At 43.5% G+C, this 20,452-nt stretch carries 6 protein-coding genes; 5 read left to right on the top strand and 1 reads right to left on the bottom strand.

All coding sequences use genetic code 11. The annotated features are described in order from the left end of the window. Window position 1 precedes the first annotated feature (1 nt). From B4E62_RS05500 to B4E62_RS05485, 4 genes are read left to right on the top strand one after another with little or no spacing between them, the layout of a single operon-like run. A complete protein-coding gene (locus B4E62_RS05500; protein WP_331351404.1) occupies window positions 2-1,741 on the top strand; it encodes an alpha-glucosidase in 1,740 nt (579 codons plus the stop codon). 48 nt (window positions 1,742-1,789) lie between these two features. Further along, entirely contained in the window at window positions 1,790-5,164 is a 3,375-nt protein-coding gene (locus B4E62_RS05495; RefSeq protein ID WP_331351403.1) for an amylo-alpha-1,6-glucosidase, read from the top strand. Window positions 5,165-5,212: 48 nt separating this feature from the next. After that, window positions 5,213-8,179 carry a TonB-dependent receptor gene (locus B4E62_RS05490; RefSeq protein ID WP_331351402.1) on the top strand — a complete coding sequence of 989 codons (2,967 nt, stop codon included), beginning with the start codon at window positions 5,213-5,215 and terminating at the stop codon, window positions 8,177-8,179. Between the two features lie 20 nt (window positions 8,180-8,199). Then, the gene (locus B4E62_RS05485) at window positions 8,200-9,069 is read left to right on the top strand and encodes a hypothetical protein (RefSeq protein ID WP_331351401.1); all 870 of its coding nucleotides are present in this window, start codon (window positions 8,200-8,202) and stop codon (window positions 9,067-9,069) included. 33 nt (window positions 9,070-9,102) lie between these two features. Here B4E62_RS05485 and B4E62_RS05480 read toward each other — a convergent pair whose 3' ends face one another. Continuing rightward, window positions 9,103-10,503: a hypothetical protein gene (locus tag B4E62_RS05480; protein ID WP_331351400.1), complete on the bottom strand. Its 1,401-nt coding sequence runs from the start codon at window positions 10,501-10,503 to the stop codon at window positions 9,103-9,105. A gap of 278 nt (window positions 10,504-10,781) precedes the next feature. Between B4E62_RS05480 and B4E62_RS05475 the strand changes: the two genes are divergently transcribed. Beyond that, on the top strand, window positions 10,782-20,411 hold the full coding sequence (locus B4E62_RS05475; RefSeq protein ID WP_331351399.1) for a putative Ig domain-containing protein: 9,630 nt from the start codon (window positions 10,782-10,784) through the stop codon (window positions 20,409-20,411). The last annotated feature ends 41 nt before the right edge of the window (window positions 20,412-20,452 follow it).

The raw sequence follows: 20,452 nt of genomic DNA, 5'->3' as shown, positions 1-20,452 counted from the left end.
TATGATTAAAAAAATATTACTTCTACTTTTGTTTGCGGGTCTTTCTATTCAGCCTATTTGTGCGGAGGAGGTTAACACAACTTCAAATGTGAACAAAAAATGGTGGAAGGAAGGTGTGGTATATCAAATATATCCGCGTAGCTTCAAGGATTCAGATGGCAATGGTATAGGTGATATTAGAGGAATAATCGAAAAGCTTGATTATGTAAAAAGCCTTGGAGTTGACATTATATGGTTGAATCCAATTTTTGAGTCGCCAAACGATGACAATGGATATGACATTAGTAACTACGAAGGCATCATGAAGGAATTTGGGACTATGGCTGATTTCGATCAGCTGTTAATGGAGATGCATAAGAGAGGTTTAAAATTGGTGTTGGATTTGGTTGTAAACCATAGTAGTTCAGAGCATGAATGGTTTAAACAATCGCGCAGTTCTCGCGAGAATCCTTACCGTAATTACTATCATTGGTGGAATGCTGAAAAGGGTACTCCGCCAGCGCGATACAGTTTTTTCGACGTGGAAAGTAATGCATGGGAATTCGATAAAAAAACAAATGCATACTATCTACATTATTTTTCTGACAAACAACCTGATTTGAATTGGGAAAATCCGAAACTGCGAGCTGAAATTTATAAGATGATGCGTTTTTGGTTCGAGAAGGGGGTCGACGGCTTCCGTATGGATGTAATTCCATTTATTGCAAAAGATCAGGCATTTCCGGAGTTTCCAGCTGACGATATGTTGTCACACTACGCAACTGGACCGAAATTACATGATTACTTACAAGAGATGCATCGTGAGGTACTGCAACACTACAATATTATGACCGTTGCAGAAGGGATTGCGGTTAAACCTCAGGATGGACTTAAATTTGTTGATCCAGCGCGCAAGGAATTGGATATGTTGTACCACTTTGATGGGGTTCATTTGGGATATTTACCCAACAAATTTAAGGTCATGGATCCGAAAGGCTACGATCTTCGTGAGTTCAAGAAAATCTATTCCACATGGGACGCCGTTTTTGCACAGAAAGGATGGGGAACAATCTATTTGGGTAATCATGACCAGCCGCGCATGGTTACTCGATGGGGCAACGATTCGCCAGAATTCAGGGAGCTTTCGTCTAAAATGTTGACCACATTTTTGATGACGATGCGAGCTACCCCTTATTATTATTATGGCGATGAGTTGGCAATGAATAATATTAAATTTAATTCGATTGCTGACTATAGAGACATTGAATCCATAAATATGTATCAACAATTACAAAAGAATAATGGAAATCTAAAGGAGTTCATAGAAGCACAAAAAATTAGCGCAAGAGACAATTCGCGTACGCCATTCCAATGGGATTCATCTCCGAATGCGGGATTTACAACTGGTAAGCCTTGGCTTAGGGTTAATCAAAATTACAAAAGCGTAAATGTTGAAATTCAGGATAAAAATCAGAACTCACCACTTAATTATTTTCGTGATTTAGTTCATCTTAGGAAATCAAATCCAGTCCTTATCTACGGGGATTATACCGTCATCGATGAAAGTAACCCATCCGTATATGCTTACACTCGAAAACTTGATAAAAAAACCTTTTTGATTGCTCTGAACTTCACTAAAGATCCTGCCAAGTTGAACACAAATATTTCTTTTGTGAACTCCAAGGTTGTGTCTAGTAATTATAAAGAAAAGTCCTCCAGCGCTTTGCTTCGACCTTACGAAGCAACAATTTATGAATTGTAAGCCTGAATACTTGCAGTATTTTATAGAGTTACATGAAAAGAGGTGATTATGAGTTTTTCAAATAAGGGTTCCATCGGTATGAGAGTTATATTGACTATATTGGCATGTTGTATTGTCGGTGGGGCCAACGCGGATTCAATATTAGGGAAAGGAAAGCAGCTTCCGTACGACATCTATTTGTCGGGCACTTTTACCAGCTGGGTTCAGGACGAAAAAACCGAATTTAGGTTTGACAAAAATTTAGGATTATATGTTGCAAATAATTTGAAGGCGGGACCAACATCTGCTGACAATCCAAGACGATTTAAAATTACAGGTAAAGGATGGCAACATCAGTTCGGATTGACGGAAAACAAATCTGAAATTAGTGTAGATAAAACTAGCTTAATGTTTGTTAATTCGGTAGCGACTGCCCTATTGCAGTATTTTGCAGATATGAAAGATATCCATGTGTCGCTGCCGGGCGATAAAGTAGCTTCTTCTGATGAAGAGCTTTTAGATTTTTATTTGCAGATACAAGCAGCTGGACCCACACCGAAAGCAACACTGAAGGTAGTGAGAGATATTCCACCGTTAGCTAACTTTTATTTGAAGCGTTCATCGGGAGAGACGGTCTCTCTCTCTTATCAGGGCGATGGCGTTTATTCGGGCGGCGTTGTACTTCCGAAAGGAACTAGCAATTTCGTGTTAAATAATTCAGCTGGAAAATATTTTGATAGCCTGCCTTTATCGTCAGGAGAACAAGCATCACTAAATGTCTGCAAGGAGCGATGTGAGCTTAGCTTTGAGGTGAGCGAACAGTATGTCTACCAATTAGCGATTAAGATTCCCAATTATGCTCCTGGTATTTCTACCAGCCACAATGCACCCATAATATCACTCAATAAATTGGATTCATTAGCGGCTAAATCGGCTGCACCACACTTCGATGCAACGGGTTCTGTTACCAAAGTATCGTTTGATCCCTATCCTTTGGATAAGACTGGAAAAGTAGAAACGGTAGAAGTCTCAACCAAAGGTTCGGTCTTGGGTGAGAGAGAGTTTACCTTCACATCTACTCAACAGCAACGGGATGATAAACCGAAGTGGAGGACAATTACCGAGAAAAAAGACGCTCCGCAAGTTGTAACAGCTAGCCCTTTTTTTGATGGTTTATTTGCGTTGACCATTGACGACATGAGGTTGAATAGTGTCAGTCACATTCGTGACGCAAACTATAATCAAGGTCAGGCCATTCCCTGTAATTGTTTTGAGACAGGTGAGAAATGGAATTATGTTTGGACACGCGATCTTTCATATGCAGTAAATCTTTCGCTCGCTAATTTAGAGCCTCAACGCTCAATGGATTCAATGCTATTTAAAACCAGTAAATTCCGGGAAGGAGTCACTTCACCCACTTCATTACCAAAAGATACTATGCAGATTATCCAGGATACTGGATCTGGCGGTAGCTGGCCTGTGAGCACTGATCGTGTTAGTTGGAGTGTTGCTGCCGAATCAGTGTTAAATAACTTGAGCGGTTCAGATCGTCAAGGCTTCGCTAAAACGGCATACGCGTCGCTAGTTGGCACAATAGAGGCAGATCGCCAGGCGATTTATGATTATCGGGAAGGACTTTATGGTGGCGAACAATCATATCTTGATTGGCGCACCCAGACTTACGCACCTTGGATCACTAAAAATCTTGTGCGTATGTCAGAGAGTAAAGCTCTATCGACGAATGTACTTCACTATCAGGCAATTAGCCTAACGGCAAAGTTGGCAAAAGAATTTGGGGATGTTTCTGCAGCAAAGAAATATAGCGCTTGGGCAGATAGTCTACGCGATAAAATTAATTCCAAATTTTGGCTTAACGATAAAGGCCTATATTCCAGCTTAACCAGTGCGGCGGAAGATCAAGCGCCAGTTTATAAGTTCGATATGCTGGGAAATTCTCTTGCAATAAATTACGGCATAGCATCTGCCGATCAGGCCACGAAAATAATGGCTAATTATCCCCATGCTCCTTTTGGTGTGCCAGTTTACTTTCCGCAGCAACCTAATGTATATGTTTATCACAATCGTTCACTTTGGCCCTTTGTAACAGCTTATTCCTTGCGTGCAGCTAAAAAGACCAAAAACTATCAGGCAGCGAATAACGCTATTAATTCTTTGATGCGTGGGACCGCCTTACATCTATCCAATATGGAAAATCTTGAGTGGTTAACAGGAAAATCATGGTATGACGATGGCCCTGCAATCAACTCACGCCGCCAACTTTGGTCTACTGCCGGTTATTTGGGGATGGTTACTGAAACCTTATTCGGTTATGAGGTTAGTGATCAGGGAATTGAGATTTCGCCGTTCCTGACCTCAGAGCTGCGCAGTAAATTGGGTGCATCTGCGTCTGCCCAGCTCAATAACATCAATTATCACGGTAAAAAGATATCGATAAATTTACTACTTCCTCCTATTTCTAGCATTCCCGGATATTTTGAGCCAAGGAGCATCGTTTTAAATGGAAAAAATGTGAAAGGAACTATTAGTGAGTCTATGCTTACTGAAGCGACTAACGTAGTTGAAGTAACCTTTGGCAAGCTAATCTCCAATAAGCAAACGATAACTATGGTGCCATCAATAGATCCAATGAGTCACATTGCTGCCTCGGTGTTTTCGCCTGTAACTCCTGAAATAGAACGGCTGGATATAGAAGGCGGAAAATTAAGGCTCGTTTTTATGTTGGAACGGGAGGGACAGAGCAACGACCCTATTACTTATAACGTGTACCGGAATGGCGAAAAAGTTGCTACAGGTGTATCAGAAAATACATGGATTGATTCAAAAAAACTTAAATCGAATGTCCGCACGTGCTATGCGCTGGAGGCGGTTTTTGTAAGTTCCGCGAATCGGTCGCATCATTCCGAGCCGATGTGTTATGAAGAAAACGCTACTATGTTTATTTCAGTGGCAGACGAAAGAGTCGATTCTAATGTGAAGGTAACTCCAGCTTCGATCAATTTAAATAAAGCTGCGCTGATAGATTGGGGTAAGCCGACTGATCGGCTGATTGTTAATAATTTGATTATTAATGAGACCGGTAGTTATTCCATTCAAGCAATATACAATAACCGCCAACATACAATTGACTCTGGTGTAACAGCCGCTGTTAAAGGTATTCGTATCTTCAATACAGATGGTGATTTAGTAAATCAGGGCATTATTCAAATGCCAAATATTGCTGATAATGATGACGTTTTCCCGTTCCTACCTTCGAGTGAAATGGTGGTGAAACTGAAGAAAGGAGTCTATCAGATTAAGTTCGACGATTTTTTCAATATGAGCTATCTAGAGACAAACGCTACCTACGGTGGAAGTGGAGGAAAGTCGGGGCCTGTAAATACTGCAACCATTGCAGGGTTTAAGGTTACTCGATTAGAAAATTAACCCAATCCAGGATTTATATTCAGTCCTGAAAATTTTCCAAAGGTGATTATGAGCAGCTCGAATTTTTGGTGGGATTTGATCTATCAAAAAATAGCAAGGACGAGCGCGCTGTTCATATTATCCTTACTATCCATTTTTTTTAGCACGACTTCACAGGCCGTTGAGTTTAATATTCCTTCACAACCGCTTAGCGAGGCATTGATTACTTTCTCATCTCAATCTGGATATGCTGTTTTCAGTTCTTCAGAAATTTTGGCAGAGCAGCAGTCTCTTGTGCTTAATGGAAGTTACGAGCCAACGGTAGCTCTGAAAATTCTTCTAACTAATACAGATCTGGATTTTGAATTTATAGATTCCAAATCAATATTAATTACAAAAAAATCTTTCAATAAAGAAATTCCGCTTCCAGCTCAACTTCATTCTGATCTGCTACAAAAACCTTCTTCGGTAGTGGAAGAAATTGTTGTATCCGGAATGCGTTGGAGTTTAAAGAATTCGTTGTCTGAAAAGCGTATAGAGCGGTCAGTATCTGATGTAATTTCATCAGAAAATCTCGGCAAGTTTCCTGATGCTAATATCGTCGAGTCGTTGCAGCGTATGACTGGCGTAGCAATAACTCGCACCAGGGGCGGCGAAGGGCAATTTTTTACCGTTCGCGGCTTGGGGCAACAGTTTAATAAAGTTTCTTTGAACGGTCAGGAAGTCGCTACCGATAATATTGGCCGGGAGTTCAGTTTTGACATTCTTCCTGCCGAATTAATTTCGGAAGTAAAAGTAATCAAGTCTCCACAAGCTAGCCATGATGAAGGAGCCATCGGTGGCAGCGTATTGATTAAGACTCCCCGTCCTTTGGACGAGTCATTTATGCGCTCGGAGATTGCGTTTGGAAAAGGCTATGACACTTTGTCAGGGCATAGCGGCGATAAAATCTCTGGGGTTTTTAGTAATATGTATGCTGACGATAAATTAGGTGTGTTGATTTCAGCTTCCTATGCCCGTCGCAATTGGCGCTCTGATATGGCGCAGTCCCTAGGGTCGGGTTTTAGCAATGCAGGCGATGAAATCGATATAGATAATGATGGTGCCTATGATGTAGGTCTTCACCGTCCCTTTTTTACAGCTTATCCTGTTAAATGGGGCGAAAGAGAGCGGCTCGGTGTAGTTGGCACGATTGAGTATCAGTGGAATGAGTCGTTGCTATCGTCATTAGATGTTTTTTATGGCGAATATAGCACCCCGGAAGATGCAAGTTATCAGACAAATAATTTTTTTTATAAATTCAAACCCGGTTCTGTAACGGTTGATGAGCACAAAACAATCACACATTTTGTAATTGAAAACTATCAAACGGAAATTGGAGCTGATCCTAAAAATAGAATTGTTGATACTAACCAGGTGATATGGGCTACAGATTGGCAAGCCTCCGAACTATTATCTGTTCATACCGATATTGGTTATTCAGAAGCCAATCGCCCTGAGGGAGGAAAGACTAAATTTTGGGTTGCGAGAATTCCAGGAGCTACAGTTGAGTACACAGCGAAGGTTCCTGTTCCTGAAGTAAAAGTAACCATGCTTGATGGGCGTGATATCTCTGAAGTCAATAACAATGAAGTTTATCCTGGCTTTATGGAGACTAAAGGGGATGACATATCTGATAAAACCGTAACATTCCATATTGATTTTAATCTTGATCTGAATTGGCCGATGCTGGAATCGATTGAGGCTGGCATCTACGGGCAATGGCAGTCCAAAGATCGATATTCTTACTTAAATTCAGATCCCCAAGCCTACCAATACACCAAGTATTCGTTTGCACACTTGGGAGTTACGGGTAATCGCAATATTTTCTTTGAAAATTTTTTGAATGATATTGACGGGGAGTTTCAGCGTACTTGGCCTCATATTGATGTAGATGCTGTTTACGAGGCTTTACAGGCAGCGGATGGAGTTAATTATCCAGAGGGATATAGTAATGGGATTTTGCCTGCGTTGAACCCTCGAGGATCCAGCCTGATTGATGAGGATAAATATGCATTTTATGTCCAGACCAATTTTTCTGGTAACAAATGGGAGGGCAATGTTGGCGGGCGTCTGATTATTACTGATCTTGAGTCACAAGGATATCCTCAAGAACTTATTGGGATAGAGTTTATTGATGCTACCAGTAATTACCGCATTATAACTGGAGACCCAACCTCTTTGGTGGTTAATCGAGGTTATGTAAATTTTCTGCCTTCTGCAAATATTAATTTTGATATTTATAATGATGTTGTACTTCGTATGGCATTAGCCAAGACAATGGCCAGGCCGTCACTGGCGCAACTCGGTGTGGATGTGCAATACGAAGTAAACGAGGGGGAGCTTCGTTTAAGCAGGATAGGAAATCCTTATTTAAACCCAATTGTGTCCAATCAATTTGATGTTTCGACAGAATGGTATATTTCTGATACCAGCTTTGCATCTGCGGTTATTTTCTATAAAAAAATTTCCGGTTTTGTCAGTAATGGTGTTAGCCAGGAAACTATATTGGGAAAAGAATTTACTGTTACGCAACCAGTTAATAATAAAAAAGCCGATATAGTTGGGGCAGAACTCTCTTATCAATATTTATGGGATAACGGGTTTGGATTTCACATTAACAGTAGTTACACCGACAGTTATATCGATGCTGAGAATGTTTTGGTAGAGAGCGGCTTGGAAAACTTGTCAAAAATATCCTACAACCTCATTGGCATTTATGAGAAACATAAGTGGAGCGCTCGTTTAGCACTCAATTATCGTGATCAATATATTCAATCTTTAGTTGGTCAGGGATTTAGACCGGAAATTGTTGATGAATATAGCCAGTTAGATTTTAACGCAAGTTACGCCTTAACACCGAATCTGAGTATTTATGTTGAAGGAGTTAATATTTTGGATGAGCCTAGATTTGTTTATTCCGAGTACAAAAACAGGTTCATAGAATATGAACAAACTGGTGCTCGCTACTATCTGGGTTTTAGGTTGGCAATATAATTTATAAGTAGCTACTTCAGATGCAGCGAATTATTCTTTTCTTTTATCTTTTAACATTCACTTCCTTAATGTTAGCAAGTGAGTCTCTCTCTATTAATGCGATTGCGACGAAATCGGAACTATCTGGTAATTACTGCGTAACCTTACTTAATATGGCGTTGACGGCGAGTAAGCAGGATAATGAAATAATCGATGTCAAATTCACTGAGTTTAACTATTCACAAGCGCGACTGCTAAGAGAGTTAAATTTTGTTTCTAACAGTGTTGCTTGGTCTATGTCAGACGATAATCGCAATTCTTTATTAACTCCCATAAGAATTCCTCTTTTTAAGGGGTTGCTGGGAATGAGGGTTTTGCTTATCAGAAAAGAGGATCAGTTAATTTTTGATAAAATAAAGACCTTGGATGACCTTGGAGACTTCGTGGCTGGGCAAGGTGCGCACTGGCCTGATACGAAGATTCTACGGGATAATGGATTGCGTGTTGTTACTGCAATGGAATCAAAATCTTTACTGAAAATGTTAAAGGGTAAACGTTTTGACTATTTTCCACGAGGTGTTGTAGAAGCTTGGTATGAGGCCAGTCTCAAGAAAGATCCTTCGTTAGCTGTTGAGAAAAATATTCTATTGGCCTACTCCTCTGATTTATATTTTTATGTGTCTGCGGATAATCAAGAGCTTGCCAAGAGAATTGAAAAAGGACTTAAAATCCTTATCGATAACGGTGAGTTTGACCGGTATTTTTATAATCATCCAAGAGTCAAAGAGTCGTTAAGTCAATTGGAATCGAACCGACGCAGGATTTTTTATTTGGATGTTGATGTGGCTGAATCAATCCCTCATCTAAATAGTAGCTATTGGTATAGACCTTACACCGGGATTAGTAATTAGACTCTTTGGTCTATTTTAGTGGGTATTACTATGTTAAAAAAAGTACTCAAGTAGAAAATCATAGAGCACATCTTCTGAATTGTAGCCTTCAGGAAGATGTGAGGCTAATAGAGCTGCAATCTCATTGATAGAACGTGTTCCATCGATAAGCTCGGCAATATTGGTTAATGCTTCTGGAATTATTTTGGTGCTCATCAATCTTGGTATTGGAAGGTGCGGCATCACAAACCAAGGTGGAGGTTGCTGTGAATGGATTGGCTCAAAAGATTGGAATTGACCCTTCATGTGCGTTCTATCGGAAGGTGATTGGGCAACCATCCCCCATACTTGTTCTATCCGACCGCATTTATTCAATGGTGAGCAAGAATATGGGGTTTGAAATGTCGCTTCGCTGATAACTTGAAAATGTGAAAGCCTCAATAACTCCTTAATTTCTTCGCTCGTATATTTTTCTGATTCTGGTATTTTTTCATTGTAGAGAAATGGTCCATAATTAATCCAATAGCCGCTAGGTTTTAACATTTTATCAATCAGAAAAATGAGTTTTTTACAGTCGATGCTCATTACATCTATAAACCAGGGTGTAACGACATAGTCGAACGTGTGAGGTACAAATGGCATTGCGTAGGCATCAGCTAGTATCGGTATCCATGATTGGTGCAATTCGGCGTTGGTCTCCGGGCATTTCAATTGCCATTCATGAAAGGTTGGAAGTTGTTCGAATGGGAAGTCAATTTTCTCATGCCACTTTATAGTATTTTTATCTCTTATTAATGATTTTGATAAATAGCTTAGTAAGGGGTTAAAGTCCATGGCGATAGTCATGGACGGTTGCATGAGACAATGAATATCCCAGCTGAGCCTTCCTGCGCCGGCCCCAATAACAAGTGTTCTGCAGTTAACTTGCGCTTTGCTTTTTACAGTTTTTAGCAGCTTGATGATATGGTTTAACGCAAGTTGGTTTTCATCATGTAAAAGATCCCCATAAGAAAATCTAACCGCGGATTCAGAAAACCAAGCCCAATCGCGCAACGGTAACTGGTGATACTTCGAAAATACCTTGGTTGAGTAATCTTTATAATCAGAATTATTTTTCGGATGAAGTCCGACTTGTTGAAGAGTTTTAACAAGATAGTCATGACTAATATTATGAATGTTTAAAGTGGCGGCCAACCTTTTTTTTGTCACGCTTGATATGCCATGCTTATTTAGTTCTTCGGTCAGTGCATTAGTGATATTACTACCTTCTTCAATAAACTTCGCTAGAAGATGATTCCATAATTGCAGTTGCTTTATTCCTGACGGAAAAAGGCATGGTATTCCGTTCAATTCAAAAAAAAATGATTTGCACGTTTTGCATTGAAGTTTATCCAGTTGAATGCTTTTCTTTCCGCATATGGGGCATATCAATATTTCTTGAAGATTTGTCTGCATAAAATATTCACTAAAAATAATAATTCATACTCGAATTCTATCTGATAGAGAGGTGTGGACACCAATGGGTTTTCCTCCAGATCAACTAAACTTTTGTATGAGCTGAGGGGGCGGATCTTGCTACCAAAGACGTCTCATTGTCGCACCAATCTTCATTGGCTTCATTTTATGATAATTCGTAATAAATATATTCGGAAATTGAATTTCCGGTTCTAACGATATGTGCCAAGCGCGAAGCCTGAATATTGCGGTTTGGAGCTTTGCGGGTGAATCGAATCATGACTACTCAGCGTCGTCGTAGACCCCTTATAGAACCCCTGGAATCCAGATTACTATTTTCAGCAACTGGCGATATAGCCGTTTTGGATGATAGTGACTCGGACGTGACCTACCTTCTAAATGCGGCTGAAAATGTCGACCTGGTTGCAATCTACGGTAATCAACTTGCTCTCTCTGCAATCGACTTACCTGTCGCGGACGGCGGTAGTCAACATTTGCAGTTAAATGACCATTCGAACTTTCGCGAAGTAGTATTTATCGATCCCAGTGTGGAAAACTTTCAGCTATTACTGGACGATATTCTACTAAACACAGATTCAAATAAGGTTGATGTGGTTTTATTGGGGCCTGATGGCGATGGTCTCGCACAGATCAACTCGACTCTCCTTCATTATTCAAACTTGAGTGCGGTTCACCTAATCACGCATGGTAAAGATGGAAGTATAAATCTCGGTAGGACGATTATAGATTCAGATAATCTTCAAACTTACAAGGATGAGCTGCTTAGTTGGCGAAATGTGTTGCAGGATAATGCGGATATTCTGATTTATGGTTGTAGCGTTGCTGGATCGGAAAACGGTTTGAAATTTATAGAGCGCCTTTCTGAGCTAACACAAGCTGACGTGGCTGCAAGTAATGATTTAACTGGTCATAAAACATATGGTGGTGATTGGGAGTTAGAGGTACATCACGGTGATATAGAAAGTCAGGTTATTGTGCATGAAATAGTGCAAGAGCAGTGGATGGGCGTGTTGGCTAATGTGGATCATATATTTGTTGACACTGGGGCATACGAATTAGGAATCTCTACTTTTGTGCATATTGGGCAAAGCTTTACTTATGATAGTTCGGGAGCTACATATGGAGTTAATAGTGTAAGTCTCTCCTTGAAAAAGGACGTTGGAGCACCGGAGCAAACTATTACTGTAGAGCTGCGTTCTTCCTGGAATGGCGCCATTTTAGGATCCGCAACGCTCTCTTCAAGTCAATTAAGTTCGGCCCAATTCGAATTTAAAACCTTTAGCTTCAGCAATGTAGATCTTAATGATAACCAAACTTATGTCATTCGGGTCTCGTCTACTGACTCCGGAGGTACAGTAAAAGCTTCCTATCATCAGTCCAACCAATATGTTAATACCTCGGCGTATATCCAAAGTGGTACGCCAAATGCCTCGGGGTGGGATTTAGCTTTTAAAGTTTCTGGTGATAATGGTATTAACACGTCTCCGGTAATATCTAATCAAATTCCAAACCAGGGCGCTTCTGAAGATAACAACTTTAATTTTCAATTTGCCGCCAATACCTTTGCGGATGCGGATGTCGGCGATACTTTGACTTACACCGTGCAGCTTGCGGGTGGCGGGGCGCTTCCAGGCTGGTTAAGTTTTGACGCAGCGACGAGAACCTTCAGTGGTACACCGTTAAATGCACATGTCGGCACCGTCTCAATCGATGTGATCGCCGATGATGGTAATGGCGGAACCGTTACCGATACCTTCGATATTGTTGTCGCCAATACTAACGATGCACCTACAGTTGCGAACGTCATTCCGAATCAAAATGCGACTGAAGATGCGGCATTTAATTTTCAATTCGCAGCAAACACATTTGCGGATGTGGATCCAGCTGCAGCACTCACTTACTCTGCGCAATTGGCCGGCGGTGGTGCATTGCCAGCATGGTTGAGCTTTGATCCTGTAACGCGCACTTTTAGTGGCACACCCTCGAATGGCGATGTAGGAACCCTAACAGTCGATGTGATTGCCAACGATGGTAATGGTGGCACTGTTACTGATACGTTTGATATTGCAGTTAGTGCCGTTAATGATGCACCGGTGAATACTGTGCCCGGCGCGCAGATTACTGGCAAAAATGTCCCCATTACTTTTAGTGCAGGCAACTCCAATCAAATTCAAGTTGCTGATATTGATGCGGGAGCAGCCACAAATATAGAAGTAACTCTGAGTGTATCTAACGGTGTTTTGACTCTTGCGCAAACCACAAACCTGACTATGGTGACAGGCGACGGAACTGCCGATTCCACCTTGGTATTTACAGGAAGCATTACTGACATCAATTCCGCTTTATCCACTCTCACCTATACACCAGCGAATAACTACACGGGTGGTGATTCGCTGAGTATTACCACCAAAGATCAAGGTAATACGGGCACCGGTGGAAATCTGATGGATCAGGATTTAATCGGAATTACTATCAACAATAATCAAGCACCAACCGTTTCCAATGCAATTCCGAATCAAAACGCGACTGAAGATGCGGCCTTTAATTTTCAATTTGCAGCAAACACATTTGCGGACGCTGATGTCGGCGATACCTTAACCTACGCGGCGCAATTGGCTGGCGGTGGTGCATTACCCGCATGGCTCAGTTTCGATTCTGTCACCAGAACCTTTAGCGGCACACCCACCAATGCGTTTGTGGGCACGGTATCCATTGATGTGATCGCCGACGATGGTAGTGGTGGAACCGTTACCGATACGTTCGATATTGTGGTCGCAAATACGAATGACGCTCCCACAATCGCGAACGCTATTCCGAATCAGAATGCGACTGAAGATGCGGCATTTAATTTTCAATTCGCAGCAAACACATTTGCGGATGCGGATCCAGCTGCAGCACTCACTTACTCTGCGCAATTGGCTGGCGGTGGTGCACTCCCAGCTTGGTTGAGCTTTGATCCCGTAACGCGCACCTTTAGCGGTACACCTACCAATGCCTTTGTAGGTACTGTATCCATTGATGTGATCGCCGATGATGGCAATGGCGGTACTGTTACTGATACCTTCGACATTGTTGTCGCCAATTCAAACGATGCACCAACAATCGCCAATGCAATCGCTAACCAAAACGCGACCGAAGATGCAGCATTTAATTTTCAATTTGCGTTAAATACTTTTGCTGATGTTGATGTCAGCGATACCTTAACTTACACCGCACAATTGGCTGGTGGTGGTGCGATTCCCGCGTGGTTGAGTTTTGATCCTGTCACTCGCACTTTCAGTGGCACACCCCTGAATGCTAACGTCGGCACAGTATCAATCGATGTGATCGCCGACGATGGCAATGGCGGAACTGTTACCGATACTTTCGACATTGTGGTTGCCAATACGAATGACGCTCCCACAATTGCGAATGCCATTTCGAATCAAAACGCGACCGAAGATGCTGCATTTAGTTTTCAATTTGCAGCAAACACATTTGCGGATGTGGATCCAGCTGCAGCACTCACTTACTCTGCGCAATTGGCTGGCGGTGGTGCATTACCCGCATGGTTGAGCTTTGATCCTGTAACGCGCACTTTTAGTGGCACACCTACAAATGCGTTTGTCGGCACAGTATCGATCGATGTGATTGCCAATGATGGCAATGGCGGAACCGTTACCGATACGTTCGACATTGTGGTTGCCAATACGAATGACGCTCCCACAATCGCGAACGCCATTCCGAATCAAAATGCGACTGAAGATGCAGCATTTAATTTTCAATTTGCAGCAAACACATTTGCGGATGTGGATCCAGCTGCAACACTCACTTACTCCGCGCAATTGGCTGGCGGTGGTACATTACCCGCATGGTTAAGTTTCGATCCCGTCACCAGAACCTTTAGCGGCACTCCCGCAAATGGTGATGTGGGTAATGTTGCGATTGATGTGATCGCCGACGATGGCAATGGCGGAACCGTTACCGATACGTTCGACATTGTGGTTGCCAATACGAATGACGCTCCCACAATCGCGAACGCCATTCCGAATCAAAATGCAACTGAAGATTCCGCATTTAATTTCCAATTTGCAGCAAACACATTTGCGGATGCGGATCCAGCTGCAGCACTCACTTACTCTGCGCAATTGGCTGGCGGTGGTGCATTACCCGCATGGTTGGGTTTCGATCCCGTCACCAGAACCTTTAGCGGCACTCCCGCGAATGGTGATGTGGGTACTGTTGCGATTGATGTGATCGCCGATGATGGCAATGGCGGAACCGTTACCGATACGTTCGACATTGTGGTTGCCAATACGAATGACGCTCCCACAATCGCGAATGCCATTTCGAATCAAAACGCGACTGAAGATGCGGCCTTTAATTTCCAATTTGCAGCTAATGTATTTGCGGATTCCGATGTCGGCGATACCTTAACCTACACTTCGCAACTCGCGGGCGGTGGTGCACTCCCGGCTTGGCTGAGCTTTGATCCTGTAACGCGCACCTTTAGCGGTACACCCACCAATGTGTTTGTCGGCACAGTATCCATTGATGTGATTGCCGATGATGGTAATGGCGGAACCGTTACCGATACATTCGACATTGTTGTCGCCAATTCTAACGATGCACCTACAGTTGCGAATGTCATTCCCAATCAAAATGCGACTGAAGATGCAGCATTTAATTTTCAGTTTGCTGCCAATACATTTGCGGATACTGATGTCGGCGATACCTTTACCTACACTTCGCAACTCGCGGGCGGCGGTGCACTCCCAGCTTGGTTGAGCTTTGATGCAGTAACGCGCACCTTTAGCGGCACGCCCACCAATGCGTTTGTCGGCACAGTATCCATTGATGTGATCGCCGATGATGGTAATGGCGGAACCGTTACCGATACGTTCGACATTGTGGTTGCCAATACGAATGACGCTCCCACAATCGCGAACGCCATTCCGAATCAAAACACGACTGAAGATGCGGCATTTAATTTTCAATTTGCAGCAAACACATTTGCAGATGTGGATCCAGCTGCAGCACTCACTTACTCTGCGCAATTGGCTGGCGGTGGTGCATTACCCGCATGGTTGAGCTTTGATCCTGTAACGCGAACTTTTAGTGGCACACCGTTGAATGCCCATGTGGGCACCGTATCAATCGATGTAATCGCCGATGATGGCAATGGCGGCACTGTTACTGATACCTTCGACATTGTTGTCACCAATACTAACGATGCCCCCACGGTCGCCAACGCAATTCCCGATAGGAACGCGACAGAAAATTCGTCATTTAATTTTCAGTTTGCAGCTAACACATTTGCCGATGTTGATGTCGGCGCTACGCTAACCTACACCGCCCAATTAGCGGGCGGTGGTGCATTACCCGCATGGCTCAGTTTTGATGCGGTGACTCGCACGTTTAGCGGTACACCTTCGAATGCTGATATAGGTACTGTCTCAATTGATGTGATAGCGGACGATGGTAATGGCGGGACTGTTACAGACACTTTTGATTTGGTCGTGTCTGCCGGAATAAACAACCTGCCAACAGTTGCGAATGCTATTCCCAATCAAAATGCCACTGAAGATGTTGCATTTAACTTTCAGTTTGCGGCGAACACATTCAATGATGTTGATGTCGGAAATATTCTTACATATACCGCTCAACTAGCAGGCGGGGCCTCGTTGCCCACATGGTTGAGCTTTGATTCTGCAACGCGCACGTTTAGCGGGCTTCCCCTTAACGCAAATGTTGGAACTATTTCTGTAGAAGTGATTGCCGATGATGGCAACGGCGGTACAGTTACCGATACGTTCAACATTGTTGTTGGAAATGCTAACGATGCCCCAACCATTGCCAACGCGATTGCAAACCAAAATGCTACCGAAGATGTCGCATTTAATTTTCAGTTTGCGGCGAACGTATTTGCGGATTTTGATGTTGGCGATACACTCGTTTATACCGCCCAACTTGCTGGTGGCGGTGCATTGCCAGCCTGGTTAAGTTTCGATCCCGTCACTCGAACATTTAGCGGCACACCACTGAATGCCAATGTGGGCACAGTGTCGATCGATGTGATTGCCGATGATGGCAACGGCGGAACCGTTACCGATACCTTCGATATCGTTGTTGCCAATTCGAACGATGCACCAACCATCGCTAATGCAATTGCGAACCAAAATGCGACGGAAGATGCGGCATTTAATTTTCAATTTGCAGCGAATGTTTTCGCAGACTCCGATGTGGGTGACACCTTAACTTACGCTGCACAACTGGCCGGTGGTGGTGCATTGCCTGCGTGGCTGAGTTTTGATCCAGTTACTCGTACGTTTAGTGGCACACCACTGAATGCCAATGTGGGCACAGTGTCGATCGATGTGATCGCCAATGATGGCAATGGTGGAACAGTCACGGACACCTTCGATATCGTTGTTGCCAATTCGAACGATGCCCCTACGGTCGCGAATGCTATTGCTAATCAAAATGCCAGTGAAAACGTTGCATTTAATTTTCAGTTTGCAGCCAATGTGTTTGCTGATTCTGATGTTGGAGATACGTTAACTTACACCGTGCAACTTGCCGGTGGGGGAGCGATACCGGCGTGGTTGAGTTTTGATCCCGTCACCAGAACATTTAGCGGCACACCGCTGAATGTCAATGTGGGCACAGTGTCGATCGATGTGATTGCCGATGATGGCAACGGCGGGACAGTTACCGATACGTTCAATATTGTTGTTGGAAATGCTAATGATGCACCAACCATCGCTAATGCAATTGTGAACCAAAATGCGACGGAAGATGCGGCATTTAATTTTCAATTTGCAGCGAATGTTTTTGCAGACTCCGATGTGGGCGACACCTTAACTTACACTGCACAACTGGCCGGTGGTGGAGCAATACCGACGTGGTTAAGTTTTGATCCTGTCACGCGCACCTTTAGCGGCACACCACTAAATGCTAATGTGGGCACGGTATCCATCGATGTGATTGCCGATGATGGCAACGGCGGAACAGTCACGGACACCTTCGATATCGTTGTTGCCAATTCGAACGATGCCCCTACGGTCGCGAATGCTATTGCTAATCAAAATGCCAGTGAAAACGTTGCATTTAATTTTCAGTTTGCAGCAAATGTTTTTGCCGATATTGATGTTGGTGACACGCTTACCTATTCCGCACAATTAGCCGGTGGTGGCGCATTGCCTGCGTGGCTGAGTTTTGATCCCGTTACTCGTACGTTTAGTGGCACACCGGCAAATAGTGATCTTGGTACTGTGTCTATTGACGTGATTGCCGATGATGGTAACGGTGGTACGGTGACCGATACTTTTAACATTGTCGTGAATGTTGTAAATAATACCCCCACCATTGCCAATACGATTCCCGATCAGAATGCAACGGAAGATGCGGCGTTTAATTTTCAATTTGCAGCCAATACCTTTGCTGATGTGGATGCGGGCAATACGCTTACCTATTCTGCCCAACTTGCCGGTGGGGGCTCGCTGCCAGCCTGGTTAAGTTTTGATGCGGTGACACGTACCTTTAGTGGCACACCGCTGAATGCCAATGTAGGCACAGTATCGATTGATGTGATTGCCGATGACGGTAATGGTGGCACGGTCACCGATACTTTTTCGATTGTAATTGCCAATACCAACGATGCCCCCACGCTTGCCAATCCTATTGCTGATCAAAATGCGATTGAAAATTCGGCCTTTAATTTTCAATTCGCCGCCAATACGTTTAATGATCAGGATGTCGGTAATGTATTAACTTACAGTGCGCAATTGGCTGGTGGTGGTGCATTGCCTGTCTGGTTAAGTTTTGATTCCGCTACACGCACGTTTAGTGGAACTCCCTCCAGCGCTAATATTGATTCAGTGTTGATAGAAGTGATTGCCAATGATGGTAATGGTGGCACCATCTCCGACACCTTTGGAATTGTGGTAACTAATCAACCGGTTAATGCACCGCCGGTATTGCAAAATACGATTGCTGACCAAACTGCCAGCGAAGATTCCCCATTTGGTTTTACAGTTGCCGCTAATACGTTTGTAGATGCTGAAGGCGATACGCTGAATTATTCTGCCCAATTATCCGGTGGCGGTGCATTACCATCCTGGTTACGTTTTGATGCAGCAACCCGCACGTTTAGTGGTACACCTACTAACGATGACATCGGCAATATTTCGGTGTTGGTCAGCGTGAGTGATGGCAATGGTGGTACTGCGAGCGATACTTTTATTATCGCTGTTAATAATACCAATGATGCGCCAGTGTTGGTGAACCCTCCTGCTAATCAATCAGCACAGGAAGATATTCCTTTCTCGGTCAGTTTTGGCAGCAATATGTTTGCCGATGTGGATGCCGATACCACGCTGATTTACAGCGCCCAACTTGCTAATGGTGATGCTTTACCAGACTGGTTGGTTTTTGATGCGACGACGCTCAGTTTTAGCGGCACACCCACCAATAACGATACTGGAACTTTATCCATTCAGATTATTGCCAGTGATGGTCTTGTTAGTATCAACGCGCAATTTCAGTTAACGGTAATTCCGGTTAACGATGCACCTGTCATATCCGGATTGTCGCCCATCAATAATGTAGAAGATGCAGCGGGCGACACGGTGGATTTATTTGTCGCATTTAGCGATGCGGAAACTGCTGCGAATCAATTGCAATATTCAGTTGTCAGCAACTCCAATCCAACACTGGTCAGTGGCGCAACCATTGATGCAACTACTGGCAAGTTGCAACTCAGCTATGGTGCAAATCAATTCGGCAGTGCCGATTTGGTTATTCGCGCGCAGGATGCTCAGGGTGCGAGTGTAGAAACGTCGCTACGGATTAATATCGAATCCGTCAACGACACGCCTGTCTCAACAGGTATTGCTGATCTGCGTGTGGCGGCTGGCGCTGCTCCGCAACAAATGAATTTGCATAATGTGTTTAGCGATATCGAAGATGCTGCACAGCTGAAATATTCGCTGATGGCAAATTCCAATCCTGCCGTTGCTACCAACGTGCAAATTGATCCTGTCACTGAGATGATGACGCTGACCTTTTCATCCAGCACCGGCGGTGAATCTATTATCACGCTGCGCGCGCTGGATACAGACAACGCTTGGGTAGAGACGCAGTTTAAAGTTACCGTCACTGCGGCTATTGCTCCACCGATAGTAGTGCCGCCTGTAACACCGGAAGACCCGGGCACTCTTCCTCCAGCAATCCCCCCTACAGTACCCCCTATAACACCGCCTACTGAGCCGCCAACAGTGGAGATCCCTGTCACCAATCCACCCGTAGACGGTGGCGCTCAGGTGATTGATCCGCTCTCACCCCCTAACTCGGATGGCACTACCAATACCAATGTGCCGGGCACGGGTGGATCAGGGAATACAATTATAAATAATAGTGATGGATCGGATTTTACCTATGTAAACGATTCTTCAAGCCGTGATTACGCCCGTGCTCTGGAGCTAATGAACTACGGGAACGTATCCATAAATCTGCTTACCGCTTCTACATCACTTGTAAGTCTGATTTCTCCTGATTCGGGATTTGCACCTTGGGAAGCAGAGGATTTTGATAATGAAGTGCGTCGTTTGCGCGCGCAAATGGATGAAACATTGGAAGAGGAACAGCACCGTAAAGCAGTTATTGCGGGGATAACTTTTTCTGTAACCACAGGTTTGTTAGTTTGGTCCTTACGCGCCAGCAGTTTACTGTTGACACTTATGTCGATGTTGCCACTTTGGCGAGATTTTGATCCGTTACCTATCTTGGATAACATGGATAAACGTAAGAAGGAGTTGGAGCAGCAACGGAAAGATAGAATTGAAGAAGATCGACACATCCGCGAAGTTGGTTATCTATTTGATCAAGGTAAGAAAAAATCAGATTGATCAGGGTTCCTGTGAGCGGCTTAATAAATTTTTCATAAGTA

It is taken from the genome of Cellvibrio sp. UBA7671, assembly GCA_002483145.1.
Lineage (GTDB): Bacteria > Pseudomonadota > Gammaproteobacteria > Pseudomonadales > Cellvibrionaceae > Cellvibrio > Cellvibrio fibrivorans.
The sequence above is the reverse complement of the archived record's forward strand: the minus strand, read 5'-3'. Positions and strand labels throughout refer to the sequence as shown.